The organism is Campylobacter sp. MIT 21-1684 (genome assembly GCF_026241315.1).
Lineage (GTDB): Bacteria > Campylobacterota > Campylobacteria > Campylobacterales > Campylobacteraceae > Campylobacter_D.
This window is the reverse complement of sequence record NZ_JAPHNA010000008.1, coordinates 51,263-77,741: the sequence shown is the minus strand read 5'-3', so window position 1 is coordinate 77,741 and position 26,479 is coordinate 51,263. Positions and strand designations below refer to the sequence as shown.

Annotated in this window: 25 protein-coding genes; 7 read left to right on the top strand and 18 right to left on the bottom strand. The window is 32.5% G+C overall.

The window, feature by feature from the left end; all coding sequences use genetic code 11:
* Positions 1 to 246 precede the first annotated feature (246 nt).
* The 6 genes from OQH62_RS04740 (at position 247) to OQH62_RS04715 (ending at position 7,179) form a co-directional block, all read left to right on the top strand.
* Positions 247 to 1,752: a peptide MFS transporter gene (locus OQH62_RS04740; protein WP_266014519.1), complete on the top strand. Its 1,506-nt coding sequence runs from the start codon at positions 247 to 249 to the stop codon at positions 1,750 to 1,752.
* Positions 1,749 to 3,524 (top strand): aminopeptidase P family protein, encoded by a 1,776-nt coding sequence (locus OQH62_RS04735; protein ID WP_266014516.1) that lies wholly within the window; start codon positions 1,749 to 1,751, stop codon positions 3,522 to 3,524. Before OQH62_RS04740 ends, OQH62_RS04735 begins: the two co-directional genes overlap by 4 nt.
* Positions 3,525 to 3,650: 126 nt before the next feature.
* On the top strand, positions 3,651 to 5,159 hold the full coding sequence (locus OQH62_RS04730) for an aldehyde dehydrogenase family protein (RefSeq protein ID WP_266014514.1): 1,509 nt from the start codon (positions 3,651 to 3,653) through the stop codon (positions 5,157 to 5,159).
* A 29-nt stretch (positions 5,160 to 5,188) separates the two neighbouring features.
* Positions 5,189 to 6,232, top strand: a complete 1,044-nt coding sequence (gene adhP, locus OQH62_RS04725; RefSeq protein ID WP_266014512.1) for an alcohol dehydrogenase AdhP — start codon at positions 5,189 to 5,191, stop codon at positions 6,230 to 6,232.
* Positions 6,233 to 6,294: 62 nt separating this feature from the next.
* Positions 6,295 to 6,798, top strand: coding sequence for a thiol peroxidase (gene tpx, locus OQH62_RS04720; RefSeq protein ID WP_266014510.1), 504 nt, complete (start codon positions 6,295 to 6,297; stop codon positions 6,796 to 6,798).
* 60 nt (positions 6,799 to 6,858) lie between these two features.
* Positions 6,859 to 7,179: a DUF779 domain-containing protein gene (locus tag OQH62_RS04715; protein WP_266014508.1), complete on the top strand. Its 321-nt coding sequence runs from the start codon at positions 6,859 to 6,861 to the stop codon at positions 7,177 to 7,179.
* A 3-nt stretch (positions 7,180 to 7,182) separates the two neighbouring features.
* Here OQH62_RS04715 and OQH62_RS04710 read toward each other — a convergent pair whose 3' ends face one another.
* The 12 genes from OQH62_RS04710 to thiS all read right to left on the bottom strand — a co-directional run bounded on the left by OQH62_RS04710 (position 7,183) and on the right by thiS (position 17,975).
* On the bottom strand, positions 7,183 to 8,349 hold the full coding sequence (locus OQH62_RS04710) for an MFS transporter (RefSeq protein WP_266014506.1): 1,167 nt from the start codon (positions 8,347 to 8,349) through the stop codon (positions 7,183 to 7,185).
* Between the two features lie 56 nt (positions 8,350 to 8,405).
* The gene (locus OQH62_RS04705) at positions 8,406 to 9,014 is read right to left on the bottom strand and encodes a thiamine phosphate synthase (protein ID WP_266014525.1); all 609 of its coding nucleotides are present in this window, start codon (positions 9,012 to 9,014) and stop codon (positions 8,406 to 8,408) included.
* Entirely contained in the window at positions 9,004 to 10,095 is a 1,092-nt protein-coding gene (thiH, locus tag OQH62_RS04700; RefSeq protein WP_416333345.1) for a 2-iminoacetate synthase ThiH, read from the bottom strand. The genes OQH62_RS04705 and thiH overlap by 11 nt, the downstream gene beginning before the upstream one ends.
* 120 nt (positions 10,096 to 10,215) lie before the next feature.
* Complete coding sequence (locus tag OQH62_RS04695) at positions 10,216 to 11,049, bottom strand: restriction endonuclease subunit S (protein WP_266014502.1); 834 nt, start codon at positions 11,047 to 11,049, stop codon at positions 10,216 to 10,218.
* A gap of 14 nt (positions 11,050 to 11,063) precedes the next feature.
* Positions 11,064 to 12,470 carry a restriction endonuclease subunit S gene (locus OQH62_RS04690; protein WP_266014499.1) on the bottom strand — a complete coding sequence of 469 codons (1,407 nt, stop codon included), beginning with the start codon at positions 12,468 to 12,470 and terminating at the stop codon, positions 11,064 to 11,066.
* A gap of 128 nt (positions 12,471 to 12,598) precedes the next feature.
* Positions 12,599 to 13,102 carry a hypothetical protein gene (locus tag OQH62_RS04685; protein WP_266014495.1) on the bottom strand — a complete coding sequence of 168 codons (504 nt, stop codon included), beginning with the start codon at positions 13,100 to 13,102 and terminating at the stop codon, positions 12,599 to 12,601.
* Positions 13,103 to 13,107: 5 nt separating this feature from the next.
* Positions 13,108 to 13,839 carry a DUF3800 domain-containing protein gene (locus OQH62_RS04680; protein ID WP_266014493.1) on the bottom strand — a complete coding sequence of 244 codons (732 nt, stop codon included), beginning with the start codon at positions 13,837 to 13,839 and terminating at the stop codon, positions 13,108 to 13,110.
* 6 nt (positions 13,840 to 13,845) lie between these two features.
* A complete protein-coding gene (locus OQH62_RS04675) occupies positions 13,846 to 14,532 on the bottom strand; it encodes an HsdM family class I SAM-dependent methyltransferase (protein WP_266014490.1) in 687 nt (228 codons plus the stop codon).
* Positions 14,418 to 15,971, bottom strand: coding sequence for a type I restriction enzyme HsdR N-terminal domain-containing protein (locus tag OQH62_RS04670; RefSeq protein WP_266014488.1), 1,554 nt, complete (start codon positions 15,969 to 15,971; stop codon positions 14,418 to 14,420). The genes OQH62_RS04675 and OQH62_RS04670 overlap by 115 nt, the downstream gene beginning before the upstream one ends.
* A gap of 2 nt (positions 15,972 to 15,973) precedes the next feature.
* On the bottom strand, positions 15,974 to 16,738 hold the full coding sequence (locus OQH62_RS04665; RefSeq protein WP_266014486.1) for a thiazole synthase: 765 nt from the start codon (positions 16,736 to 16,738) through the stop codon (positions 15,974 to 15,976).
* A gap of 248 nt (positions 16,739 to 16,986) precedes the next feature.
* Positions 16,987 to 17,787 carry a thiamine biosynthesis protein ThiF gene (gene thiF / locus OQH62_RS04660; protein WP_266014484.1) on the bottom strand — a complete coding sequence of 267 codons (801 nt, stop codon included), beginning with the start codon at positions 17,785 to 17,787 and terminating at the stop codon, positions 16,987 to 16,989.
* Positions 17,784 to 17,975: a sulfur carrier protein ThiS gene (gene thiS / locus OQH62_RS04655; protein WP_266014481.1), complete on the bottom strand. Its 192-nt coding sequence runs from the start codon at positions 17,973 to 17,975 to the stop codon at positions 17,784 to 17,786. The genes thiF and thiS overlap by 4 nt, the downstream gene beginning before the upstream one ends.
* A 92-nt stretch (positions 17,976 to 18,067) precedes the next feature.
* Here thiS and OQH62_RS04650 point away from each other — a divergent pair, with 92 nt between their 5' ends.
* On the top strand, positions 18,068 to 18,874 hold the full coding sequence (locus OQH62_RS04650) for an alpha/beta hydrolase (RefSeq protein WP_266014478.1): 807 nt from the start codon (positions 18,068 to 18,070) through the stop codon (positions 18,872 to 18,874).
* A gap of 394 nt (positions 18,875 to 19,268) precedes the next feature.
* Here OQH62_RS04650 and dapE read toward each other — a convergent pair whose 3' ends face one another.
* From dapE to OQH62_RS04620, 6 genes are all read right to left on the bottom strand, one after another.
* Positions 19,269 to 20,366, bottom strand: a complete 1,098-nt coding sequence (gene dapE, locus OQH62_RS04645) for a succinyl-diaminopimelate desuccinylase (RefSeq protein WP_266014475.1) — start codon at positions 20,364 to 20,366, stop codon at positions 19,269 to 19,271.
* A 3-nt stretch (positions 20,367 to 20,369) separates the two neighbouring features.
* On the bottom strand, positions 20,370 to 20,966 hold the full coding sequence (locus tag OQH62_RS04640; protein WP_266014472.1) for a LysE family transporter: 597 nt from the start codon (positions 20,964 to 20,966) through the stop codon (positions 20,370 to 20,372).
* Positions 20,967 to 20,984: 18 nt separating this feature from the next.
* The gene (locus OQH62_RS04635) at positions 20,985 to 23,180 is read right to left on the bottom strand and encodes an endonuclease MutS2 (RefSeq protein WP_266014469.1); all 2,196 of its coding nucleotides are present in this window, start codon (positions 23,178 to 23,180) and stop codon (positions 20,985 to 20,987) included.
* A complete protein-coding gene (murC, locus tag OQH62_RS04630) occupies positions 23,173 to 24,468 on the bottom strand; it encodes a UDP-N-acetylmuramate--L-alanine ligase (protein ID WP_266014466.1) in 1,296 nt (431 codons plus the stop codon). The genes OQH62_RS04635 and murC overlap by 8 nt, the downstream gene beginning before the upstream one ends.
* A gap of 158 nt (positions 24,469 to 24,626) precedes the next feature.
* Entirely contained in the window at positions 24,627 to 25,205 is a 579-nt protein-coding gene (locus OQH62_RS04625; protein WP_266014463.1) for a hypothetical protein, read from the bottom strand.
* Positions 25,198 to 26,469 carry a motility associated factor glycosyltransferase family protein gene (locus OQH62_RS04620; RefSeq protein ID WP_266014460.1) on the bottom strand — a complete coding sequence of 424 codons (1,272 nt, stop codon included), beginning with the start codon at positions 26,467 to 26,469 and terminating at the stop codon, positions 25,198 to 25,200. The genes OQH62_RS04625 and OQH62_RS04620 overlap by 8 nt, the downstream gene beginning before the upstream one ends.
* Between the last annotated feature and the right edge of the window lie 10 nt (positions 26,470 to 26,479).

The window sequence follows — 26,479 nt, the reverse complement described above, 5'->3', positions numbered from 1 at the left end:
CCGCCTATATTTTATAGTATTTGTAAAAGTTTGAAAAATCAAATACCCGCAGATTTTTTCCAAAAAATTATTCAATTTTCCGTTTTTATATAAAAGCTTGTGAGTTGATTTGTGTAAAAGAGTTACTAAGTGTTATGAAACTATGAAAAAATTGTAAAAAGATAAAATTTTCTTTTAAAATCTCAAGCAATATTCACTAAACAAGAATAATATGATTGAAGTATTTTATTCTAAAAGAGGGTGTCAATGAAACAACAACTCCATTTAGATAAAGCTTTTTTAGGACAACCAAAAGCTTTATTTTCTTTATCTATGGTTGAGCTTTGGGAAAGATTTTCATTTTATGGAATTCGTCCTTTGCTTATACTTTTTATGAGTGCAACGCTTAGTGCAGGTGGTTTAGGTATGAGCAGAGAAGATTCTTCTGCTATTGTTGGAATTTTTGGTGGAGCTCTCTATCTTGCGGCTTTACCCGGTGGCTACATAGCGGATAATTATTTAGGGCAAAAAAAGGCAGTATTCTTTGGTTGTGTTATTATATCCTTAGGACATTTTTGTATAGCCTTGTCGTATTTTTTTTCATCAGCCTTTTTTCTAGGTTTAGTATTTTTAGTCATTGGAACAGGGCTCTTTAAACCTTGCACTTCTGTAATGGTTGGGATGTTATATAAAAAAGAAGATACACGAAGAGACTCCGGTTTTACAATCTTTTATATGGGAATTAATCTTGGAGCTTTCATTGCTCCTTTGATTTGTGGTTTTTTGCAAGAAAAATATGGTTGGCATTTTGGTTTTGGAGCTGGTGGCTTGGGTATGTTGCTAGCTTTGATTCTTTTTTATTATAAAACCCTGCCTGATTTTAAAGAATTTGATGAAATTATAGGTTTGCAAGACGCTAATTATCATAAGTGTGAAAAAAATACTAAAAGTATCGTATTTTATGGTCTTTTATTTATCGGTGTTTTTAGTTTTTTTGCCTTTTCTGGATTGTTCGCTTTCGATCTAGTTTCTTTATCTAAAAAGATGATTTTTATTATCGCTGGTTGTACAGGGGTATATTTTCTTTATCTTTTCTTTTTTAACTCAAATGTGGAAGAAAAAAAGAGACTGTTTGTTATATTTATACTTTTTCTTGCCGCGTCATTTTTTTGGGCTGCTTTTGAACAAATGCCAACTTCATATAATCTTTTTGCACAGGATTTTACCGATAGAGTGATTTTCGGTTATGAAATTCCCACTCTTTGGATTCAGTCTTTTAATCCTCTCTTTATCATTATCTTTGCTCCAATTCTTAGTATTATTTGGACAGAATTAGCAAAAAGAGCGAAAGAACCTTCTTCTATGATGAAGTTTTGTTTGGGTGTTTTCTTTACTGGTATAGGCTTTATGGTGATGATGTTTGCTTCACAATTACTTGTGGCGAATGGAGGTGAGCAAAAGATTTCCTTGTTTTATATTACTCTTAGTTTATGGTTTCTAACATTGGGGGAGCTTTGTCTTTCTCCGGTTGGACTTTCTTTAATGACTAAGCTTGCTCCTGATTCAATCAAGAATCAAATATTGGGAATTTGGTTTATTGGTAATGCTTTAGGGAATATTTTTGCTGGGTTGATTGGAGGGAATGTAGATGTAAAAAATTTAAACAATTTGCCCGCTTTATTTGGGCAAAGTATGTGGTTTTTATTTGCTATGGCAGTATTGCTTTTGGTTATTCAATACTTTCTTCGTGTAATGTTTAAGGAAAAAATATGAATCTTTATACACAAAGAATATGCAATGTAAGAGCTTTGATGCGTGAAAACAAACTTGATATATACCTTGTTTTGCACAGTGATCCTCATTTAAGTGAATATGTAAGTGATTTTTATAAAGCTCGTACCTTTTTAAGTGGTTTTGATGGTTCTGCTGGTACTTTGATTATCACACAAGAAGAAGCTTTACTCTTTACCGATGGGAGGTATTGGCTTGAAGCTGAAGAAGCGTTGAGTGGAAGTTGTATTAGGCTTGAAAAACAAAATGCGAAAAATACTTTTCTTACTTGGCTTGAGGCGAGAAAAAATGTCAATCAAAAGCTTGGTGTAGATTTTGCCGTTTTATCTTTGGCTTTAAAAGAAGATTTAGAGCAGTTTTGTGTACCGAAACATTATGATTTTGTTTCTTTGCTTTGGCATAAACGTCCAAGTCTTCCACAAGCTCAAATCTATGAACACGAAAATGATTTTGTTTCTTACTCTAGAAAAGAAAAACTTGCTCTTGTGCGCAAGAAAATGAAAGAATTTGCAGTCAAATACCATCTTCTTTCAAGTCTTGATGATATAGCGTGGATAAGTAATCTACGCGGTGATGATATTAGTTTTAATCCAGTCTTTCTGAGTCATCTTCTTCTTAGTCAAAGCCAAGCTGTACTTTTTTTTGAAAAGGTAAAAATCAAACCAGATCTTCAAAAAAAACTCAAAGCAGATGGCATTGTGCTTAAGCCTTATAATGCGATTATTAAAGAACTTCAAAAACTTCAAAAAACGACTATACTCTTAGAGCCTTCAAAAGTATCTGCTTTGCTTGTTGAACAACTTCAACAAACAGTTTCTTTGGTTAAAAAGACAAATCCAAGTACTTTATTTAAGGCTTGCAAGACTCAAAAAGAGCTAATACATATACAAAATGCTATGAAAGAAGATGGTAAGGCTTTATGTGAATTCTTTGCTTTTTTAGAAGAAATTGTGAAACAAGGCAAAGAAATCAGTGAAGTTGAAATAGATGAAAAATTGCAAGAATTTAGAGCCAAAAGTCCTTTTTATCATAGCGAAAGTTTTGCTGCCATAGTAGGTTTTAACGCAAATGCTGCCATAGTACATTATAGAGCTAGAAAAGAAAATTGTGCAAAACTTACAAAAAAAGGACTATTGCTTATTGATTCTGGTGGGCAATATTATAATGGTACAACAGATATTACACGAGTGATTCCTATAGGCAAACCAAATAGTGAGCAAAAAAGAGATTATACTCTTGTTTTAAAAGCACATATCGCCCTTTGTAGTGCTGTTTTTCCAAAAGATATTCCTCTATCTTTGCTTGACTGTCTTACAAGGGCACCTTTATGGGAAGTTGGGCTTGATTATATGCACGGTACAGGACACGGAGTAGGATATTTTCTTAATGTGCACGAAGGACCTCAAAGTATCTCATATTTTTCCAATAATTTAGAAAAGAGCAGAGCGCAAGTTGGAATGATTACCTCGATAGAACCGGGTATTTATAGAAAAGGCAAATGGGGTATACGACTTGAAAATTTGGCTGTTATTTGTGAAGCTAAACATATAAAGGAAAGAGATTTTGGAACTTTTTTCTGTTTTAAAACTTTGACACTTTGTCCTTTTGAATTAAGTTGTATTGATAGCAATTTATTAAATGCTAAAGAAAAAAAATGGCTTAATGCGTACCATAAAGAAGTTTTTGAAAAACTTTCAAAAGAGCTTAGTCCAAAAGCTTTAAAATGGTTACAAATTAGGACAAAAAAACTATAAAAAATTTAAATGTGAAAAAAAGTAACATTTAAGATATTAAAAGACGAAAAAAATTTGATTTTATTACACACATTTGTTGAGTTATGTTATTAATATTAGTACATTAAATATTGAAAAGGAGTTGATATGAGTAAATACAAGACCGTATCGAATGTATTTAAATCTCAATATGAGAATTTCATAGGTGGAGATTGGGTAAAGCCTATAAAAGGGCAATATACAGAAAACAAAACCCCTGTTTCCGGGCATTCTTTATGCAAAGTCCCCCTGTCTAGTGAAGAAGATATAGAACTGGCTTTAGACTCTGCTCACAAAGCCAAAGAGCAATGGGCAAAAACAAGTCCAACCGAAAGAGCAAATCTTTTGCTGAAAATAGCTGAAAGAATCGAATCAAATTTAGAGCTTATAGCTTATGCTGAAACTTGGGATAATGGAAAGCCTATTAGAGAAACTTTAAATGCTGATATTCCTTTGGCTGTTGATCATTTCAGGTATTTTGCGGGTTGTTTAAGAGCCCAAGAAGGAAGCATTTGTGAAATTGATAATGATACGATAAGTTACCATTTTCACGAACCTCTAGGTGTCGTTGGACAAATAATACCTTGGAATTTTCCTATTTTAATGGCAGCTTGGAAGCTTGCTCCTGCTTTAGCTGCTGGAAATTGCGTGGTATTAAAGCCCGCAAGTGCTACACCAGCAAGTATCTTAGTGCTTTTTGACTTAATTGCTGATATACTTCCAAAAGGCGTAGTAAATATAGTAAATGGCAGCGGAGCAAAGATTGGTAAAGCTTTGGCTACAAATCCAAGAATTGCTAAAGTTGCTTTTACAGGTTCTACAAGCGTTGGTAGGCAAATTATGCAATTTGCTACTGAAAATATTATTCCTTGCACATTAGAGCTTGGTGGAAAATCTCCTAATATTTTCTTTGAAGATATTTTTGAACACGAAGATGAATTTTTAGATAAAGCTATTGAAGGTTTAGTCCTTTTTGCTTTTAATCAAGGGGAAGTTTGCACTTGCCCATCAAGAGCTCTTATACACGAAAAAATCTATGACAAATTTATGGAGAAAGTTCTTCAAAGGGTTCAAGCTATTAAAATAGGCAACCCTTTAGATTCTGATACTATGATGGGTGCTCAAGTAGATGAAAATCAAGTCAAAACAATACTAAACTACATTGAATCTGGAAAAAAAGAAGGGGCACAATGTCTTATAGGAGGTGAAAGAAATAAACTTGATGGAGAATTAGCTGGTGGTTGCTATATAAAACCAACTATTTTTAAAGGGCACAATAAAATGAAAATTTTCCAAGAGGAAATTTTCGGTCCTGTTCTTGCTGTTACCACTTTTAAAGATGATAAGGAAGCTTTGGAGATAGCCAATGATACTATTTATGGTTTAGGAAGTGGAATTTGGACAAGAGATATTAACAGAGCGTATCGTTTTGGTAGAAATATACAAGCTGGAAGAGTTTGGACAAATTGCTACCATCTTTATCCGGCTCACGCAGCATTTGGAGGTTATAAACAATCAGGGATTGGAAGAGAAACTCATAAAATGATGTTGGAGCATTATCAACAAACTAAAAATGTTTTAGTAAGTTATTGTATTAATAAACTTGGCTTTTTTTAATGTAAAAATTTTTTTTGAAAGGATATATTATGTCAATACCAAATACTATGAAAGCAGCAGTGTGCAAAGAAGGTTCAAAAACATTAAGTATAGAAGAAGTTGCAGTACCGCGTCCTTCAAAAGGTCAAATTCTTGTTAAAATCGAAGCGTGCGGAGTGTGCCATACTGACTTACACGCCATAGAAGGAGATTGGCCTGTCAAACCAAAAACGAATTTAATCCCCGGACACGAAGGTGTTGGAAAAATCGTAGAGTTAGGCGAAGGTGTAACACACCTAAATGTCGGTGATATCGTTGGAATTCCTTGGCTTTATAGTGCTTGCGGACATTGTGAGCATTGCTTTGCAGGTTGGGAAACACTTTGTGAAAGTCAACAAAATGGAGGATATTCTGTAAATGGTGGTTTTGCACAATATGCAGTAGCAGATGCAGATTATGTAGGAATTTTTGATAAAAATTTAAGCCACCAAGACTTAGTCAATATCGCTCCTATTCTTTGTGCTGGTGTTACTGTGTATAAAGGTTTAAGAATGACTGAAGCACGACCCGGCGAGTGGGTAACCATCTCTGGAATCGGTGGATTGGGTCATCTTGCTGTCCAATATGCTAAGGCTATGGGATTTAGAATAGCTGCTGTTGATGTTGCTGATGATAAACTTGAGTTAGCAAAAGAATATGGGGCTGAAGTTGTAGCCAATGCAAAAACTGAAAATGTTGTAGAGAAAATACGCAATGCAACAAGTGGCGGAACTCACGGGGTTTTAGTTACTGCGGTATCTCCAAAGGCTTTTGAACAAGCCGTTGCTATTGCAAGAAGAGGTGGAACTGTGGCTATGAATGGTCTTCCTCCAGGAGAATTCCCTGTTAGTATATTTAATATGATTTTAAATGGAATTACTGTCAGAGGTTCTATAGTTGGTACAAGACTTGATTTACAAAAAGCTATAGAATTTGCACAAACAGGAAGAGTCAAAGCCCATACTACCGCAGTAAAACTCGAACAAATCAATGAGGTATTTGATAAAATGAAAAAAGGTCAAATTGAAGGTAGAATGGTTTTAGATATGGAGTAACACTCTTTAGGTTCTCACCTAAAGAGCCAATTAATAAATTTCAATAACACAAAGGATAACAAATGGCTATCAAATTTCAAGGAGAGGAAGTATTGCTAAAAGGAAAACCTCTTAAAATAGGAGATAATGCTCCTGAAGTAAAACTTGTCGGTAGAGATTTCAGCGAAATTAAAGTTGGAGGCAAGCAAGATAAGATACAAATTATTAGTGTTATTCCAAGCATTGATGGAACAGTATGCTCTCTACAAGCAAAAAGATTTGATGAAGAAGCGGCAAAACTCAAAGATTGCATAGTTTACATTGTAAGTGTTGATATACCCTTTGCAATGGAAAGATTTTATTCAAACACTAATGCGGGAAACATTATCTTAGTTAGTGACTTCATAGACAAAACTTTTGGAGAAAAATACGGTTTAATACTTACAAATTCCTTACTTAAGGGAATGCTAACTCGCGCTGTTCTTATTATTGATAAAGAAGGTAAGTTAATTTATCAAGAAATATGCGAAGATCTTGCGAATGAGCCAAACTATCAAATGTTACTTGATAAAGTCAAAACACTTTAAAATTAATCCCTTGTCATAAAGGGATACTTCTCAATACATTAAAATGAATAAAGGTAAATAATGGTTAAGCGTGTAATTGCAACACAAAAAGCAATAAAGTTAATCAAAAAACTACAAAATGAATATGGCGAACTCCTTTTTTATCAAAGTTTTGGTTGTTGTGAAGGTTCTGTACCTTTGTGCTATGCAAAAGCAGATTTTAAATTAGGAAGTAGTGATATATGTTTGGAAAAGAACGAACTTTTTGGCTTTTATATTCATAAAAGCCAGATGCCATACTATCAAAACACTACACTATGCATTAGTACTCAAAATCAAAATGGCAACGAATATTCTTTAGAATATGGGAGTGGTGAAAGTTTTCAATTTAATTATTCTTAAAATTTACTCAATAGTTGTACTTTTGTAGGCTAAATAAGCAAAAATATTCACTAGAATCGCTACGACAAGTAGGAGCAAAAGAATACTTTTGAAATTTTTATATGTATCGTGTAAAAAGCCTATTAATAAAGGGGCTAAAGCAGCGATTAAATATCCAAATCCTTGAGAAAAGGCAGAAAGTTTTGCTGCGATTTTAACATTAGCACTTTTTTGAGCGATGAAAAGCAATGCTATCCCAAAAACACCTCCCCAAGGGCAGCCAAGTACTAAAGCGCCAAGTAAAAGCATTGTATAGCTGTTACAAGTGTAGAGTATATAAAAACCAATGATATACATCACACATAAAGCCCCTATATAAAAAGTATGCAGTTCTTTACGAATTGTATCTAAAAGTAAAGGGGCTAAAAGCGAGACAGGTACAGCACAAAGTTGAGAGACAAGTACTATATGTGCTGCACTCTCTTTTGTAAAACCTTTTTCTACGATAAATTGTACATACCAAGAAAACAAAGCATAGGCTATAAAACTTTGCAAACCTATAAAAAGTGTGATTTTCCAAGTTGTAGCTTGAGTAATGAGAAAAGATGCTGTTTTTTTGTTTTTTTGATGTCTTTTTATCCTACCATTTTTAATTTGAGGTAAATACACAAATAAAGCTGCTAAAGCAAAAAGAATCCAAAATATCATAGCTTCATTCAAGGCTAAAATTTCAAGTAAGGGAAGGGCAAGAGCAATTCCTAGTACAGAAGAAATATTCAAGCAAAGACTATATATTCCCATCATAAAAGCTGTTTTTTTAGGAAAGCTGTGTTTTATAAAACTAGGCAATAAAACATTAGCTATGGCTATGCCACATCCCAATATGAGCATACCAAAAAAAAGTCCAACGATACCACTATAAGAACGTAATACTTCACCAGCGATAATCAGCAAAATTGCAAAGAGTAAGGCTTTTGTAGCATTGAAAAAACCCACAAAAAATGAAATACTTCCAAAAGCTATTAAAGGTAAAGTTGTAAGAAGTCCTGCGAAAGTAGAATTTAAATTATAGGCATTTTGGATATTTTCTATCATAGGTCCTATGGCTGTAATCGGTGCTCTAAGATTTAAAGCGAGGAAAAAAACTATAAAAAAATTAATCCAAAAAATTTTCTTTTGAATAGCTGACATAAGTACCTTTCTCAATAGATTTGCCGATGTTTATTCTTTTGATTTTTTAAACCTGCTTACTCATTAAGATTTTGTCGGCATAATTTGAGATATTCTTGTACTTTTTTTTCTTTCATTAAAGCTTCTCTCATACAAATTCCAGCTATATCTTTGTTTTTGAGTTCAGAAATATTTTCAAGCTTTATTCCGCCTATGGCATAGAGGGGGATTGTACTTTTTTGCAATATAGAGTTAAGAAAATCGAGTCCTTTTGGCTTGAGTGTACTCTTGCAAGTGCTTTGAAAAATATGTCCTATAAAAGCATATTGTACATTATATTTTATAGCTTCAACAAATTCTTCCTCGCTATGTATAGAAGTGCCTACAAGGTGAAAATATTGTGCCAATTTTGGCTCTTCGCAAAGCAATGGTAGCGGTGCGTGAAAATAGCGATGTCCTAATTTTAAACATTCTCTATGAAAAGAATGTAGAATACAAGTTGTATTATTTTTTCGACAAATTTGTAAAATCTCCTTTGCAAGATCGTGATATTCACAAGCGCTCAAATCTTTTTCTCTAAGTACTAAAGCATCGATACCATATTTTGTCAGATTTTCAACCTGTTGTAAAAAATCGCCTTGAACATTTTTTCTATCGCTTATGGCTATGATTTTTTTAGCCCACATAAACACTATCACTCATTACGGCTTGTAGATTAGAATTTTCAAGCATAAGTAAAATTTCATTCACAGTTCTGTTATCTGAAATTTCAAATTGCCCATCGCCTTTTTTATCACCTTGATGTTCTCCTATGCCAACACTCACTCCAGCACTCATTTTATTAGCTCCAAGTTTAATAGCTTCATCTCTAAAACCCATTCTTTCACGACTTGAGATAGTGATACTTGCATAAGGTAAAAATAAACGATATGCACAAAGCACTTGCAAGAGTCTTTTTTCATTTACATCTCGTGGGTGTATTGTAGTATTGTTGAGTATAGGTCTTAGACGTGGTACAGACAGGGCAATTTCAGCATAAGGGTATTTTTGTTGTAAAAAGAAGGCGTGCAGTGCTGTAGCTAAGGCGTCTTTTCTAAAATCATCAATGCCTAAAAGTGCTCCAAAACCAACCCCTCGCATTCCAGCTCTTAAAGCCCTTTCTTGCCCGTTAAAACGGTAAGCAAAATGACTTTTTTCTCCACTAAGGTGAATTTTGGCATATTTTGAGTTATTGTAAGTTTCTTGAAAAATAGTTACATAATCACAGCCATTTTGATGTAGAAGTTTGTATTCATCCTCATTCATAGGATAGACTTCAACCCCAATAACATTGAAATACTCTCTAGCTATTTGGCAAGCTTTACTGATATATTCCACGCTTGCAAATTCCCTTCCTTCTCCTGTGAGCATTAAAATTTCTTGTAAACCTGTTTGTGCAATCGCGCGCATTTCTGTATGAATTTCATTTTCATCTAATTTCGCTCTTGCTATTTTATTGCCTTTTTGAAAGCCACAATAGACGCATTTGCTGTTACAAAAATTTGAAAGATATAAGGGAGTAAATAGATTAATATTATTTCCAAAGTATTTTAATTTTATTTTCGAAGCGCGAAAAGCAAGTTCTTCTATAAATTTTTCTGCTGCACTTGAGAGTAAGGTTTTTAAATGGTAAAAATTTAAATGAGTGGCATTGAGAGCATCGAAAACTGCTTGTTCGTCAAATTCATTATCATCAAAGTTTTCAAGCTCCTTGAAAACTTTTTGCATTATATCACTCTCTAAAAATTGCATATGAGCTAAATACTCTTGCATACATTTTCCTTGTCCATTTTTGTTTAATTCTAAGGCAAAATACATTAAGACAATATTAAAAGTTTTTTCCAAAATTTATTGAGTGTTGCAAATTATACTTTCTACTTTGACTTTAGCACTTTCAAGCAATTCCTTAGCTTTTGCTCGAAGTTTGAGGCAATGCGTGAGTTTGGATTCTATGAGTTGTTGAAACTTGACATCAAGCAGAGGGATTAGGAGGTTTTCAATCTCACTTATTTTCCAATGTGCGATAATAGAGCCACCGCTGTCTCTTTGAGCCTGAAGCTTAGTTGTGAGCGCATTTAAGACTAAACTTAAATATTGAGGTGCAATCAATCCTTTTTCTCGCACTTCTTTTTTGATTGTTAAATGCAAAATCGCCCCGCTTGTAACACATTCTAAATCTTTTTCTACATAATATGCAATGCCGATACTTCCGTCTTTACTAAGTAAAATCGTGTCTGCTTTAGGATAGAGCAATTCTAATTCGCCCACTCTAAAGTCTTTAGAATCCAAATAAACCTCGCTTGAACTTAATCCAAATGGGCTAAGGTTAGCTACTCTTATAAAGGGGATTCCACTTTCTCTATACGCCTCACTGCCCGGTTCTATGGATTTTTTAATCTCTACTATATCCTTTAACCTCATATAAGGTTTAGACTTTATCACGGCTTCGTTTTTCTCATATTTACTTTGATAGTATTCACTATCAAGGCGTCCGCTTGTGCCTAAACTTTGCTTTAATGTGGCAATGCGAAAGTTTATTGTTGTGCCTGTCGTTGCATTTTGGCTAAACAAAACTTCCTCTATTAGCAACCATTCTCCTAAACGATAATGTGTTTTTGCCTCTTTAAGTTTGGCTTTGATTTGCGGGAAGTAGATTCTAAAGATTTGGAGTTTAAGAGCCACAAAAGAGGCACTATTTACCCCCCCCCGATAATGGCTTGTTCTACTTTTTCTTTAGCTTCGTTTAAGAGCACCTTTGCTTGTTTTCTTAAATCAAAACTTTTTTGGACACAGGAGGCGATAGAATCTTGAGTATCAGCATTGATTTTTGGAATAAGGATATTTTGCAATTCCTCTTTAGAAATAGCACTCAATATCGTCCCGCTTGGAAATTTTTTCAAATAGTCTTGAAATACTGCACTTTTAAAAAGCACAAGTAAAGTTTCACTATTGATAGAGTGCGATTTTAAAACATAAAATCCTGTTGAGACAATGCAATAATGAAACTCTTTTGTAATCAAAGCACAACTAGATAAACTTCCCTCAACACTAGAGATAATCAAATCCCCTTCTTTGACAAGCCTTCTAGCACGAGTTGGCAAATCCTCTCCTAATTCCTCTATTGGCATAGAAATACTGCCATTTGCCCCAATATTTGCAAGTTCAATATAGCGATACTTTTCTTTTGCTTTTGGCTTGAAATTAGCATCTTTAATCTCCATAATCTCTAATTTGCCAAAGCCTCCTTGATAGGATTTGATAAAAGATTCTATCTCCTCATACTTCACTTGATAATATTCAGAATCTAATCTACCTGTTTTTAAGAAAGATTCTTTAAGAGTGGCAATGCGAAAGTTTATGCTTTCACTTTGCTTAGATTCTAAAATGCTTTGTAGCGGATTTTGTGGATTTAGTCCTAGCTCAGTATAGAGTAAAGATTCCGCTTCTTTATAAAGAGTTTTGCTTTGCTCTAGGGCAAGATGAGAATCTTTTACCATTTTTTCAATTTCTAGCTGAAAAGACATAGGAAGTAGGGGGATTTTACATTTATGAATATCAGAGTCTAAAACAGCAGGATATAAAGAAGCAGTATTTGCCCGCATCATTTTAGTAATAAAAAACTCTGTTTTACAGAAGACATATAAAAATTCGGGCAAAATAACTTTTTCTTTCAATCTTAAAACACAAAAACCGCTTGTTCCTATAAGTCTTTTAGGATTCTTAATCAATGCAACAGCATTTCGGTTAGGTCGCACACTTGAAACACAAATATCATTTTTTTGTAAAACATAAGTAGCTCTATCTGGAATATCTGTAAAATCAACCTCTATTGCCGAATATGTAAGCCCATTATTCAAATCAATATCACTAATCTGTAAATAATTAAAGTTTTTGTTTAGATTAAAGCTTTTGATATTCTTAATTTTGGTATCTATAAAATCTAAAATTATTTTTTGTCCTCTAATTTTTTCCTCATTCTCCAAATACTCCTTTTTGAAATATTCAGAATCAATTCGCTTACTCTCATTATCCTTTTGCACTTCGCTAAGCTTTAGCACACTCACTTCAAGATGTGGATATTTTTCTTGCAAAGATTGATTCATTTTATTGCCTTAGTTGCTATTTAGCAAAAATTTTGTATAATCGATTTGCTTAACTGCCGTTGGCAGAAAGAGATGGCGAAGTTGTATAACTTTTGGAGCTGCCACAATGCTCCTCCAAACATCATTTATCAAAACCACTCACAACCCTTAAGTTTAGAATCTTTTTTATTTATGTAGTCCTCGTAACGACTTTGATAAATCTTTTTATTATAACCCTTATCAATATAAAAACTTGTTACCAAAAATGAATCTGTTTTCCCTAGTTTTTGTAAAATAACTACAAAATCAAAGCCATAGAGCCATAAATAAAGCCTAATCACTCTTCCCTCTCTATGATAGAATAATTTTATTTCTTGGCAAGAATAATTAAGAATAATTTGTTTAATCCAACATATCCTACAGGCTCTTTGTATATCAAATTCTCTTTTTTTACTAATCGTATTTTCTCTTGTTGTGATGTGCCAAAAAATTTTTTCTTTGCCTTTTAGTTTTCTATGAGATTGTGGATTAATATAAATACAATCTGCCAAATAAAGAGGTGTTGAAATGAAATCTTTTTTAAAATACTCATAGGCTAAATTGATTTTGTCATTTTCGCACAAACAAGAACTAAAATCTACAATAGAATACATTAAATTTATCTGCCTTTTTCAAGCTCTATTCTAAATATATTAAATTTGCTTTCCCAAGGTGGAGTGCTTAACTCAAGCTTTGTGTCGGATAGAGATTCTATTTTTTGCACTATATGGTTTTTTATCTCACTTTTGTGTTCTATATCATCTCTTGCTTTATAGGCAATAGCTCCTATAAAAATATCTACAAATTGGATTAAGTTTGCTTCGTGAGATTGAGCGGTAAAACATTGAAAGTTAATGGCTTCTTTAAATTTATTGTGTAACACATTAAGCAATTCTTTTATTCTATCGCCACAACGCGTATCTTTGTAATCTAGGTATATTTTAACATTAGTGTTGATATTTTGATTAATTTCATTTTCTAAAAGATTTCTAAAAATATAATAATACATTTTGTAATAGAAAACATCGGCATTCCCTTGATTGTAAATATCGTGCTTTAGATTTCTTTTATCAGGCATTAAAAGGGCTTGAAATTTGAGGGCTTCTTCATTAAAGAAAAACTCTATGATTTCATCATAAAATTTTTGTTGCAAAGCAATAAGTTTTGTCCATTTTAGTTCTTTTTTATGATTATATTTGTATTTTAAATATTTAATGTGCCTATTAATGTGTTCTATATCTTTTGAAAGCACGCTTATAGCACCTAAAACCATAATTTTTGACCTTAGTGTAGGATTGTCTTTATATTCTAAATGATTGCTTTCATCACAAAATATTTTATATTCCACCATTTCTGCTTACTCCTCCCTCCAAAAACTCAAATTTTCATTTTTTGCAAATTCTATAAAGGCTTCTGCGATTCCATCTTGTGTCAATCCATCGTGATTGTAGAGGTCGTGTTCTATGATTTTATGCCCGTGCAAATCAAGTTTATAGCTTAAATCTGTATTTTTAACATAAATTTTCTCACCTGAATTATCCTTGCTAGGCACACTTTGGGTCGCAAAGAAAATATTATAATCCTCGTATTTTGGGCAAAGCTCTTTGCCGCTTTCATCAATCCCGCCCCATTTTTGCAAAAATAAAACGCTTGTTTTTGTGCCTGTATGAGGCTTAAAGACATTTTGATGCAGCCCTACAACGGCTAAGATTCTCGCCTTGTCTGCAATAAATTCTCTTATATATTTATCACTTGAATTATTGAATCTGCCTTGTGGAAGCACGATAGCCATTCGTCCACCCGGACGCAGCATATCTAAATTGCGTTCAATAAACAAAATATCCCTTGAAACTTTGTTTTTGCCCAACTTGTAATTTTTATATAAATTTTCGCTTGTAATATCTCCTGCAAAAGGCGGATTTGCCATAACTATATCAAAATTAAAGTTTTGATAATCCTTAGAATACTTTTCATCATCAATAATATTTGTATCTGCACAAAGTGCCTCAAAATTTTGAAATCCTTTGCTATAAATTCCTCCCATTTTCCTACTTTTACATCATTTTTCCATTGCGTAAAATGCAGGGAATTAAGCAACAAAACATTTGTTTCGCCATCGCCTGCGATTTTGTTTAAAAGCCTACCAATACGAACGCTTTTTTTATCAAAATCTATGGCAAAAACATTTTTGACATATTCTTTTTGTGCTTTTGTGCGTTTTTGGTTAGTAATAAGATAGCTAGAAGTAGAATTAAGCTTATTCCAAACATATAAAATACAATGCATAGGGAATCCGCAGCTCCCACTTGCGGTATCTATCATTGTTTCTTCTTTTTTGGGATTAAGCATTTTTACACACATATCAATCACATATCGCGGCGTAAAATACTGCCCTTTATTACCCTTTTGTTCTTTTGTTACGAGATATTCAAACGCATCATCAATGACATCTAAATTAGAATTAAAAAGCTTAATATCTTGCAAATAAGAAACGCTGATTCTTAACTCTTCTGTTGTAAGATTGAAGCTAGAATCATTATCAAAAATGCCTTGCCATTTTTGTTTAGCTGCGCTAAAAAGTGCATTAATGCGTTTTCTAAAACTCTCATCATCACCAGAGTTTCTAAACTCTAAAATTCTAAAATCTTTATCATCTAAATTCTTTAAATATTCTATCATAGAGGTATAATTTTCAAAATGTTGATTTTTGCAATAATAAAAAATTTCATCATTATCCTCAACAGATTGCGCCTCATCAAAAAGCTTCGTAAATATGAGTTTGAAAATCTCCTCAAAGCTATCAACGCCAGAATTTGCCAAAATCACATCTTCAAAGTCTTTGATAATCTTTTTAAGATTCTTGTTTTGTAATTCATCGTTAATATATAAATCTTTAAGCGTATATTTGCTCTCTAATAATTCTTGCAGGGTTTGATGAGATTTTGGGATAGCACTTAGTTTTTCTAGCCTTGTAGTCTTGTATTTCTCATCTTCTTTATTATGATAAAACTCTTCTATGCTATCTCCATTGCATAAAACGCCTAGCGGGGCATTAAGGTAGCGTAGATAAGATTCTAATTGCTTTTTACCCTCTTTTTCTTTGGGCTTTTTCACTTCAATAACAATATAGGGGGCTTCATCTTGATATACAAGTATATCTACCCTTTCCTTGCCATCGTCTTTTGCACCTCTTTGCTTTTTCGGTTTGAATTTGTCTCTACCTTTTTGTAAGCCTATTTCAGCCTCTATACATTTCTTATCGTAGCCATATTCATTGATAAGTTTATCAAGATAGAGTTGGCGGACTACCTCTTCGGGTGTTAGTTTGATTTCTTTATTACGGATAAGGCAAGTGGTATAGTAGGCTAAAGTTCCATTTTTCATTTCTTTGGTGATAATTTTAGATTCTAAGCTCTCGATAGAATCTTGGCTAAATACATTTAGTTTATAATCCGAGCTTGATACAATATCTTGAAATTTCATTTTTAATCTCTTAAGAAACCGGTAAGAGGAGAGCTTGCTTTTGGAGAGCTTACCTTAGCAAGCTTTGCTAAGTGAGCAAGTCTTCCAGCTTGTATTGCTAAAGCAAAAGCTTTTGCCATTTGAGCAATATTTGATGCTTCTGCAAGAGCTGTATTTGCCATAATTGCACTTACTCCCATTTGCATTGCTTCGCAAGCTTGAGCAGGAGTACCAATACCAGCATCAACAATAATAGGCAAATCAATTTCATTTAAAAGAATTTGTATAAATTCTTTTGCACACAAGCCTTTGTTTGAACCAATTGGTGCAGCAAGTGGCATAATAGCCCCAGCCCCAGCATCTCTCATTGCTCTTGCAGCATACAAGTCAGCGTGCATATAAGGTAGAGGCGTAAAACCATCTTTTGCCAAAAGTTCAACAGCTTTTATTGTTTCGTAATTATCGGGCAATAAATATTTACTCTCTGCTATTACTTCAATTTTAATCAATTCACTTCCACAAAGTTCTCTTGCAAGCCGTGCTATACGTAAAGCTTCGGTAGCATTTCTTGCTCCTGATGTGTTTGGCAAGAGAGTGATATTTTTAGGAATAAAATCAAGTATGTTTTCAATACCACCAGCATTTACTCTACGCAAAGCTAAAGTGATAATTTCAGTGTTCGCTTTTTTCACTACCGATTCTATAAGTTCTAAAGAATATTTTCCAGAGCCAAGTATAAATCTTGAATTGAATTGAAATTTTCCTATTTTTAAGCAATCTGTGTGCATTATGTTTCCATTATGAATTTTTTATCTATTATATCTTATATACTTTTGAAATTTTCTTAGCTGTTATTATGGTGCTTTTTCATTGGAAAAGAGTTGATTTTTTTAGCTGACACAAGAATCATTTTACTTTGTTGGAGAAAATCAATTTGACGCAAAAATTATAATATGCATCAAATATAAGAAATGAAAATTGATCAAATTTAGAATTAAGAACTTTAAAAAACTTAAATCGAAAAAAAATTGTTCTTTTATTCTTGTGCTAAGAGTTCAAGTACTAAATTTGCTTGATGTCCTGCGCAGATATTTACACGTGGGGACATTAGTCCATTGCCTATTTTGGCTGCGCTTGTTAAATCTCCACACACATAAAAATTCTTTGCAATTTTTCTTGTTTGTATAGAATTTGAGTCCCCATATCCAGCTAAACCTGATGCGCAGATAAGTATTGTGTGTTCGAAATATCTATGGAAATTTTGTGCTAACATTGCTTTTGCTTTGTCGCTATCAAAAGCTTCACATACTATATCACAATCAATAAAAAGCTCTTTTATATTTTCAGCGGTGATTTGTAAAGTGTAGATTTGTGTTGTGATAAAAGGATTAATTTTGTTAATATGTTCTTGTAATGCTTCTGTTTTAAATTTTCCTAAATCATCAATCGTATAGGCTTGACGGTTGAGATTGCTTGGTTCAATCACGTCAAAATCAATGAGTTTTAAAAAGCCAATACCACTTCGTGCGAGATTGATGGCGATATGAGAGCCCAATCCACCTAATCCACATACAGCTACACACGCTTTTTTAAGTTTGTCGTGAAGTTTTGGAGTGTGCCTTGCTCTCATCATCGCATCAAGTGCATCTTTTGGCGGTAAAGTAAAACGTGGAATGCAAAAGAGCTCATCATTGTCTTTAAGTTCTTGTTTTTCTTTTGTTGCAAAACCATTTATAATCCACACATCATTTTCATTTTGACTTTTTTCTTTGAAAAATTCCTCACTCGTTTTGCAAGCAGTTTCGCACTCTTTTCCATTGAATTTAATTTTCATCATCCACCTCCTACAAAACTGACTATCTCTGCTGTATCATTTTCTTTAAAGATGGTATTTTCAAATTCGATTCGAGGAATGATTCTGCCATTAAGTTCTAAAGCGATTAACTCACTTTTTAAACCCTTTTGTGCTATAAATTCTACGAATGAAAGTTCTTTAAGTTCTATTTTTTCTCCATTAATAATCATTTGTTTTACCTTTTTGAAGCTAATTTTACAAGTTTTTGGCAAATATGCACAATTAAAAAAGCTATAATTTGTATAAAAAATTTGGAGAAAGTATGAGAAAAATCTTTTTTTTAATAATTGCAGTAGTGTATCTTTATGCAAAACCTTCTCAGGATATTATTCCAATCTCTTTAAAAGCTAAAAATTTTTTTGAAATTATCCAACCTATAGATTTTGCTTATAAAGACAATGTTTATCGTATTTTTATAGCTAAAAGTAAAAGCAAGGCGAAAAATTATAAAGTGCTTTATACACTTGATGGAAATGCTTTCTTTTCGCGTTTTTTAAATGCTTTCAAAACCAAACCAAAATATCCTCTTCTTATAGTGGCACTAGGTTATAAAGGTGATGCAGCTTTTCATATGAAAGAACGTAGAAAAGATTATACTCCAAAAGTCTTAGGAGAGGAATTTAAAGATGGAGGTAATAGTGAAGAATTTTTAGCTTTTTTTCAAGACATTCTTTTGCCTTTTATTGAAAAACAATATCCTATAAACAAAGATTTTAAAGGACTTTTTGGACATTCTTTTGGTGGATTATTTACTCTTTTTGCTCTTGATAAAAATACTGATTTAACGCATTTTTTTATCAATTCGCCATCTTTATGGTGGGGACAGGGTTCTTTTTTGCCCAGTAATTTTGCACTAAAGAGTTGTCCTAAGGTTTTCATAACGCAAGGGGAATTGGAACAAAATAATTTTCTTGTAAATAGAATGAAAATCAGTAAGATTACACCAAAAGAACTTGCTGAAAGAATAGCCAAAGAAAGCTCTTGCGAGGTCGGATTTAAACTTTTTGAAAAACAAACTCACGGCAGTGTAATAGAAAAAGATATACAATTTGCTTTAGAAAATTTTTAAGACTTTTCCAAAGTTTTAAGGTTTTTTACTTTTTACATTTTAAAAGGTTGTAACTTTTCACCTGAAAGTTTTTAGCTATTTTTGATACCTTTATCCACAATTATAGATTCCAAAATTCTTTATTAATACCTTTTAATTGTTTCATTTTGCTTGATAAGATATACTCTTTTGCTTTTCCAAGATGAGTTGACTTGTATGATTTTTGCATAAAGTCTCTTTTTATTATTTGAGAAGTGTGATATAACTTTAAAAGCAATCTGTTGAAAATTTTTCAAACAAATATCTGTTTGCAAACTTGGTTGAATGTACCCCTTTTTTAGCAGCCGTGAAAACTTGAAATTGTGTTTGAAATAATGTATCATTTTATTTTATACTTTATTGTGATTTTCTTTCGTTAAAAATTTTCTATCAGGTCTTTAAAAATGAGACAGAGAGTATCAAAATCTTGTAAGTTTACTTTTTCATTGGCCGCGTGTATGCTTTCATTACACACCCCAAATTCGGCTACTTGAATTCCAAATTCAGCGAAGAATCTTGCATCACTAGTACCGCCTTTTGTATTGAGTTCAGGTATAATTTTTGTAAATTTCTGCACACTTTCATTGAGTTTTTGCACTATTTTAGTGTTTGTATTAGTGAGAAAAGGTTTTGAAGCTTCATTTAGAGTAAGTTCATAGTTGAGTCCATAACAAATCTTTTCTATATAGTTTCGTATTTCTTCTGTGTTTGTATCTGGGGAATTGCGTACATTAAAAAGAAGTGTGAGTTGGTTTGGGGTTACATTACTTACTCCTATACCGCTTTGAATATCGGTTATGACTATTTTTGAAGGTGAAAATTCAGCACTTCCCGGATCAAGATCAAAACCGGCTAGAAGTTTGAGTATAGGAGCAAATTCGTGAATGGGATTAATACATTTTTCAGGATAAGCTACGTGCCCTTGTTTGCCGTAAATGATAAGTTTGCCATTGATAGAGCCTCTGCGACCTATTTTGATGGTATCTCCTAATTTTTTTGCACAACTTGGTTCAGCTATGAGAGCATAATCGGGCAGCATTTGATTTTCTTTAAGCCAATACAAGGCTTCTTTTGTGCCGTAAAGTGCTTGTCCTTCTTCATCGCTTGTGATGATGATGCTTAATCTTGAGCCTTTAAATTGAGAATTCTTTGCAGCCCATAAAAAAGCAGCTACTCCACTTTTCATATCAGCAGCACCACGAGCGATTATGAAGCCATTTTCTTCTATAGGTTTAAAAGGATCACTTTGCCAACCTTCACCGGGAGATACAACATCAATATGCCCTCCAAAGGCTAAATGCTCACCTGTTTGCCTAAAAATTTTTGTTAAGATAAGGTTTTTTACTCCTTCTTTTTCAATAAAAAAAGCCTCAAAATCATTAAGCTCTAAAGCTATGTAATTCAAAGCTCCATCATCACTTGGTGTAATTGATTTAAATTGTAAAAGTTGAAAAAAAAGTTCCTTTGCATTCATTCTTTATCCTAAAAAAGTTTTATACAGCAAACTTAAGGCAAAATACTCTATGATAAGTGCTGAAAATATGTTAATCAAGTATATCACTTTTGCACTGAAAAAGTGGCTGAATTTCCCCACAAAAAACGATAAAGAAAAAATCCATAGAAAAATAAAACAGATTAATCCAAGATTTAGCAAGAAAGGGTATAAATGTGAAGTACTTAAGGTAGCTACACTAATCCAAAAACCTATAACATAAGGATTTGTAAGATTTAAAAAGATTCCTTTCATACAATTTTTTAAAGGTTTTTCTTGAATCTGTGTTGTATTTAGCTTAAGTTTTTGAGGTTTATTTTTTACATTTAAAAAGGCAAGATAACTTAAAAAACAAAAACCAAAAATACCTAGTAATTGTAAAAATTCTGTATTCATAAATTGTAAAATACCAAAATTTACAAGACCAAGATAGATAATATCAGCGATTAATGCCCCAAAGCCTATGCAAAAAGCGTTTTTAAAAGAATGTAGAGCAGAATTTATGATGAGCATATTCACAGGTCCAAAAGGCACAGAAACGCCGATCCCTAAAATAACGCCATTTACAAATGATTCAAGCATAAGACAACTCCTATATATTTATAGTCGTATGATTTTTGCACCAAAACCACCTTGATTCATCGGTGCATCGCTAAAACTTTTAACACTTTTATGTTCTTGTAAAAATTCACGTACAGCAAAAGCAAGCTTGCCTGTACCTATGCCGTGAAAGACTATAATTTCATCAAATCCAGATATTAAGGAATCTGAAATGAATTTATCAAGTTTAAGGAGTGCTTCATCACTTCTTAAGCCGTGTAAATCAAGACTAAGATTTGCTTTTGAAGGTTTGTCGATGTGAAAATGTGTTTTAGAAATCGTAGTTTTTTGATGTGAGCTTTTTTTTAAAAGTTTTATAGGCACTCTCATTTTTAAATCATCACTTTGCACTATGGCATCGTTTTTTGCCAAAGCTATAATTTGCCCTTTGATTTTTCCATATTTGACAAAGTCGTTGATTTGAAATGTTTCATCATTGTGTGTTGTATTTGGAATGAGTATGTTTTTTTTCAATTCATTTGCTTTGTTGAGACTTCTTTGTTTTTGTTTTGTATCGTGTAAAATGATGGTTTTTTTTGCTTCTTCTATGGCTAGGTGAAATTCTCTTTGCAGTTTTGAAAGCAAAGCCTTTGTTTTTTCTTCATTTTCTTCTTTCTGTTCTTTTAAAGTCTGTAAGAGTGTATCAACTTTTTCTTCTTTCTGTTTTACTTTTTTAAGTTGTTCTTGAAGTTGAAATTCAAGCATAACGCTTTTACTTACGAGTTGTTCTAAGTTGCTTTTATCTTCCCCATACATTTGTTTTGCTTTGATGATGAGATTTTGAGTGATACCATATCTTAGAGCTGTTTCAAAAGCATAAGATTTGCCTATACTTCCCTGTAAAAACTCATATCTTGCCTTTGCAGCTTCTTCATCATATAAAGCAGCAAGAAGTTCAACTTGTTCATTTTTTGCTAACAGCATTGCAAGTCTTTTATGATGTGTTGTGATAATAATTTTTTGTCCATTCTCTAAAAGTTTTTCAAGTAAGACGCTATAAAGCGACGCACTTTCTTCAAAATCTGTTCCAAGTTCTATTTCATCAATACCCAAAAGCAAATTCTTTTTTGTAAGTAGTTGTGAGAAATGGAGCATTCTGCCTGCAAAACTTGAAATGTCATTTTTTGAATTTTGTGGATCTTCGATAACAATATCAAATTCCTTAAAAGAACCTATTGTGCTTTCATATGCTTTAATCTTCATCGGTAAAAGATATTTTGCTAAAAGAGCAGCTGCAAGTATGCTTTTAAGTAGCATAGATTTACCTCCGGCATTTACTCCAGTGATGAGTAAAAGTTGCTTATGGAAATTGACGCTAATACTTTTTGGTTTTTTTAAAGATGGATGAGCAAAATCTTTGAGTATGATTTGATTTGAGCTATCGCATTTTATAAATTCATAATTATGCTTTCTTGCCAACAGAACTCTTGCGCTGTAATGGTCAAATGTATCAAAGGCTTTGTTAAGAAAATTCAAAAAGCGAAGATTTTTTCGTAGTAAAGCTGAAAAAACTACTGCATATTCGTAGTAAATTTCTTCTTTTTGTTTAGAGATTTCTTCCTTTTCATTTTGAAGTTTCTCAATGCTTGAGGGAATGATATAAAAACCACCTCCACCACTTCTGCCTATAATCCTTGCTTTTAAGTGAAAACCTCCTCGCACAAGCAAAGTTTCTACGCCACTAATGAGATGGATTTGTGTGTCTATAAGAAAAGTGTTTAAAGAGTGAGAGTGTAAAAGACGATTAAATTCATTGTGTATAGCTTCTTCTTTTAAGTGTAAGCATTGATTGCAATGAAAAAGTCTTTCATCAAGTTCTTCTTTGAGTTCTCCTTTGTCATTAAAATTTTCACACCATTGTAAAAGCGTATCCGGAAGTTTGATTTTTTCAAGCCAAGTGTTAAGATGTGTGCCAAAAGATATATTTTTTAGTTGTGCAAAATACCGTATAATTTTTACAAATTCAAAAAGTTCATTCAGATGTAAAATGCCATATTTACTTAAATGCATTAAAGCATTTTCAAGTTTTGAAACACAAGGAGGTGTTGGAAATTCTTTATTGCTTAGCTCGTTGATACATTTAAAATGCAAAGCATTATCACCTTGTAAAAATACCTCTTTTTCTCTTGAAAAGAGACTGCGAAATTCACTTATATACTCATCTAAATCAAGCTTTGAAAATAATGTATTAAGCATTTTTAGCTCGTAGTTTATTTGAAATATCTCCAGCACCAAAGCCTATAATCAATCCTTCATTAAAAAGCTGTCCTTTATCGGCAACTAAAAATTTCCCTTCTCTTTGAATGTCCTTGATAAATAAAGCGTTTGGAAAGGCTGCTTGTAAATTAAGTTCGATTTTCTTTTCTCCAGCTGCATAGACAGGTAAAATTACAAGTTCATCAACTATTGTAAAAACCTTTGCAAATTCATCTAAATTTGCAGCTAATCTTGTATAACGATGAGGTTCAAAAATAGCTGTAATTTTAGTGTAGCCAACAAGTCTTGCGTATTCTTTTGCTGCTTGTAGAGTAGCTTTTATTTCGTTTGGATGATGTCCATAGTCATCAATGAGAGCTAAAGTCTCATCAGCATATAAAATATCAAATCTTTTTTTAATTCCTTGATAATTCGACAGCCTCATTCTAAGAATTTCTACATCTTCATATTCTTTTGCAGCCAGTAAAGCTAAAGCCGCATCGATGGCTATATGATACCCCATTCCAAATACACTAAATTTTCCTAAATCTTTAAGCTCAAAAGTTGTTTTCGGTTGAAAATTATCAAGCTCCATTGTACAATTTTTAATGTCTTTAGCAGGATATAAACAAATGGCTTCGTTTTGATATTTTCGCAAAAATTCGTCTTCAGCATTAACGATACGAATTGTTGCTTGTTTTAAAAAAGCATCATAGGCATTTTGCAATTTGCTTAATTTATTGTCATAGTGTTCTAAATGTTCAGCTTCTGTATTTGTAACTATGGCTAAATGTGGATTTGAATTCAAAAAAGAACTATCGCTTTCATCGGCTTCAAAGATAAGATTTGGACTTTCTTTATAGATCATATTTGAATCAAATTCTTTTAAAAGTGCTCCTATAATGACAGAAGAATCAGGAAGTAAAGAGGCGAGTATGCTTGAAGTTGTACTTTTACCGTGTGCCCCAGCGACTGCAAAAATTGTTTTATCTTTCAAGATTAAAGGCAGTGCTTGTTTGCGTGAGAGACAAGGTATGTTAAGTCTTTTTGCTTCTTTGAATTCAGGATTTTCCTCTTTGATGGCAGCTGAGTATATAATCAAATCTTTGTTTTGGACATTTTTTTGCGAATGTGGTATAAGGACTTCTATACCTTCACTTTCAAGTTCTTTTGTAATTTTACTTTCTTTTAAATCACTTCCGCTAATTTGAAAACCTTTTTCTTTCATAAAACGAGCTAGGGCTGAAATACCTATGCCGCCTATACCGATAAAATGAATTTTTTGCATTTACAGACCTTGTAGAAAATGCAATATTTTATACTTTCTTGACTAAAAATATTCTAATTGTTTAAAAAATAATACAATGATTTTTAAAAAGTTTATGAGTTTGTCCTTGTGTTGCTATGATTTTCATAAGTCTTTATTAGGATTTTTGCATAAAATTATTAAAAGTTATATTGTGATTGCAAATAATCTTTTAAAATATTGTATTTTGCTTTTAAGCTTTGACTAAAAAAAGCAAGCCACTCTTTATAAATAGAGATAAAATACAGCAAATGCTCTTTTTCATTGACTATCCTTGCTTTATAGAGTTTTGAAAGCAATTCCCCGCGTTTGGCAAAAACAAAGCTTAATTTTCCATCGTTTAAAAAAATGTCTTGAGCTATATTATAATTAAAATGTTGTATGTTTTTTTCTACATTTTGTAAGAAATTTAAAGGTAAATCTTTGTTTGAATGAAGAATATTTTCTAAAGCTTGATATAAAATGTTTGCGTCATTTAAAAATGCTTCGCAGAGCTCTAAGTCTTTTGTAAGTTTTTGTAAAGCTTTTTTAAAAAGTTTTTCTGCTTTATTTGTTGTTAAGGTTTTTGGAATTTGAAGATTTGGCTTTTTTGTGTGTAAAAAATATTCACAGCATTGCTTAAAAGGAAGTTCTTTACTATAAAGTATCCTTGCTCCGCCTTCAGTGGCATTATAAAAAGTAGCTTTTTCTGAATTAAGACTTATAAGGTGCTCAAGCATTAGTCTGTAAAAATTCCAAGTCATATGTGTTAATACTGTATACCCCCCCCCCTCCGTAGCTTTCTACTTCGAAATACTCTGTATCGCACTGTGTTTCTGCTTGTGTACCTAGAGTATAACCTTGTGCGTGTGATTTACCTTCTTGAGACAAAGAAAAATCTTGTCCTATCATAAAGATATGTTTAAAACCTAATGCTAAAGCAAAATCATAAGCAAAATGAGAAACACAGTTTCCAATAGCAAGATAACCAAAATCGTTCAAAAAATTCATCTTACAAGAAGGATCTTCTTCGCTTAAAACTACACAACAATGAAGTTTTTTTTGTTCTAAAAATTCAATAATTTTTGGACTGCTTGAATAGGCACAAATAAAGAAACTTTTTGGGCTTGTTTGGGAAAAAAAATCCAGCGCCAAGGAATCAAAATCATTATTCAACACATAATCAGGTTCTATGCCAAAATCACATAAAATAGGGTAAGCCCCATCAACACAAAAAATTACTACTTTGTCTTGATATTCTTTTAAAAGTTGGAGCTGTTTGTTTAAAGAAGGTCCGGCAGAAACGACAACAGCGTGTTCGCAAGCACCTTTTCTTTCGTTTAAAAGTCTTTGCAAAGGGATATGATTGATAGTATTTTTGAGATTGTTTAAAAAATTTTTATACACCTCATTTAAAATTTGTGGGCACCAAACTCCTCTACTGCTTAAGGTATTGTTAATAGCTTTTTGACACATTCTATCGATAAGAAGTATATCATCATAAAAAATGTGTTTATAAAAGTCATTTTGTATGAAAAGTTCATAAAGATAGGCCCATTCCATAATATTTGAATTGTTAAATAAAAGACTAAGTTCTAATTCTATGGCGGAGCTCTTTATATCAAAAAGATGAATTCCTAAGTCAAATTCTTTGCTTAAATCCACTGTGCTAAGAGCTAAAATGAATAGTTCTATTTCGCTTTCAAAAACAAAAATATACTTGTAATGTCTTTGTGCTAAAGTTTTTATGAGCAATCCATTTCCTATGCCATAAAGACAAATGAAAGGATAGCGAGGAGTTTTCTCTAAAATGGCATTAGTGTAATAATCAAGTTCATCAAGTTGATTTTGGTACATAAAAGTATTAGACTTTGTATCAAAAATATTACCTTGTTCATTTATAAGAAATCTTGGATTGTATTTGTTTTGAAGAAAGAGATGGATTTTTGCAACAAGATTTTCATTTCTTAAACTTTTGAGATTTTGCCTTAAAATTTCATTCACAATTTGCCTC

Coding starts and splice junctions, on each gene's coding strand:
- thiF (WP_266014484.1), bottom strand. CDS start 17,787: ATGATGAAAATTAAATTCAATGGAAAAGAGTGCGAAACTGCTTGCAAA.
- tpx (WP_266014510.1), top strand. CDS start 6,295: ATGGCTATCAAATTTCAAGGAGAGGAAGTATTGCTAAAAGGAAAACCT.
- OQH62_RS04705 (WP_266014525.1), bottom strand. CDS start 9,014: ATGTGGGCTAAAAAAATCATAGCCATAAGCGATAGAAAAAATGTTCAA.
- OQH62_RS04640 (WP_266014472.1), bottom strand. CDS start 20,966: ATGCTTGAATCATTTGTAAATGGCGTTATTTTAGGGATCGGCGTTTCT.
- adhP (WP_266014512.1), top strand. CDS start 5,189: ATGTCAATACCAAATACTATGAAAGCAGCAGTGTGCAAAGAAGGTTCA.
- OQH62_RS04740 (WP_266014519.1), top strand. CDS start 247: ATGAAACAACAACTCCATTTAGATAAAGCTTTTTTAGGACAACCAAAA.
- OQH62_RS04670 (WP_266014488.1), bottom strand. CDS start 15,971: ATGAAATTTCAAGATATTGTATCAAGCTCGGATTATAAACTAAATGTA.
- thiS (WP_266014481.1), bottom strand. CDS start 17,975: ATGATTATTAATGGAGAAAAAATAGAACTTAAAGAACTTTCATTCGTA.
- OQH62_RS04710 (WP_266014506.1), bottom strand. CDS start 8,349: ATGTCAGCTATTCAAAAGAAAATTTTTTGGATTAATTTTTTTATAGTT.
- OQH62_RS04685 (WP_266014495.1), bottom strand. CDS start 13,102: ATGTATTCTATTGTAGATTTTAGTTCTTGTTTGTGCGAAAATGACAAA.
- OQH62_RS04680 (WP_266014493.1), bottom strand. CDS start 13,839: ATGGTGGAATATAAAATATTTTGTGATGAAAGCAATCATTTAGAATAT.
- OQH62_RS04675 (WP_266014490.1), bottom strand. CDS start 14,532: ATGGGAGGAATTTATAGCAAAGGATTTCAAAATTTTGAGGCACTTTGT.
- murC (WP_266014466.1), bottom strand. CDS start 24,468: ATGCAAAAAATTCATTTTATCGGTATAGGCGGCATAGGTATTTCAGCC.
- OQH62_RS04625 (WP_266014463.1), bottom strand. CDS start 25,205: ATGCTTGAGCACCTTATAAGTCTTAATTCAGAAAAAGCTACTTTTTAT.
- OQH62_RS04730 (WP_266014514.1), top strand. CDS start 3,651: ATGAGTAAATACAAGACCGTATCGAATGTATTTAAATCTCAATATGAG.
- OQH62_RS04735 (WP_266014516.1), top strand. CDS start 1,749: ATGAATCTTTATACACAAAGAATATGCAATGTAAGAGCTTTGATGCGT.
- thiH (WP_416333345.1), bottom strand. CDS start 10,095: ATGCAAAAAGTTTTCAAGGAGCTTGAAAACTTTGATGATAATGAATTT.
- OQH62_RS04635 (WP_266014469.1), bottom strand. CDS start 23,180: ATGCTTAATACATTATTTTCAAAGCTTGATTTAGATGAGTATATAAGT.
- OQH62_RS04665 (WP_266014486.1), bottom strand. CDS start 16,738: ATGCACACAGATTGCTTAAAAATAGGAAAATTTCAATTCAATTCAAGA.
- OQH62_RS04715 (WP_266014508.1), top strand. CDS start 6,859: ATGGTTAAGCGTGTAATTGCAACACAAAAAGCAATAAAGTTAATCAAA.
- OQH62_RS04690 (WP_266014499.1), bottom strand. CDS start 12,470: ATGAATCAATCTTTGCAAGAAAAATATCCACATCTTGAAGTGAGTGTG.
- OQH62_RS04650 (WP_266014478.1), top strand. CDS start 18,068: ATGAGAAAAATCTTTTTTTTAATAATTGCAGTAGTGTATCTTTATGCA.
- dapE (WP_266014475.1), bottom strand. CDS start 20,366: ATGAATGCAAAGGAACTTTTTTTTCAACTTTTACAATTTAAATCAATT.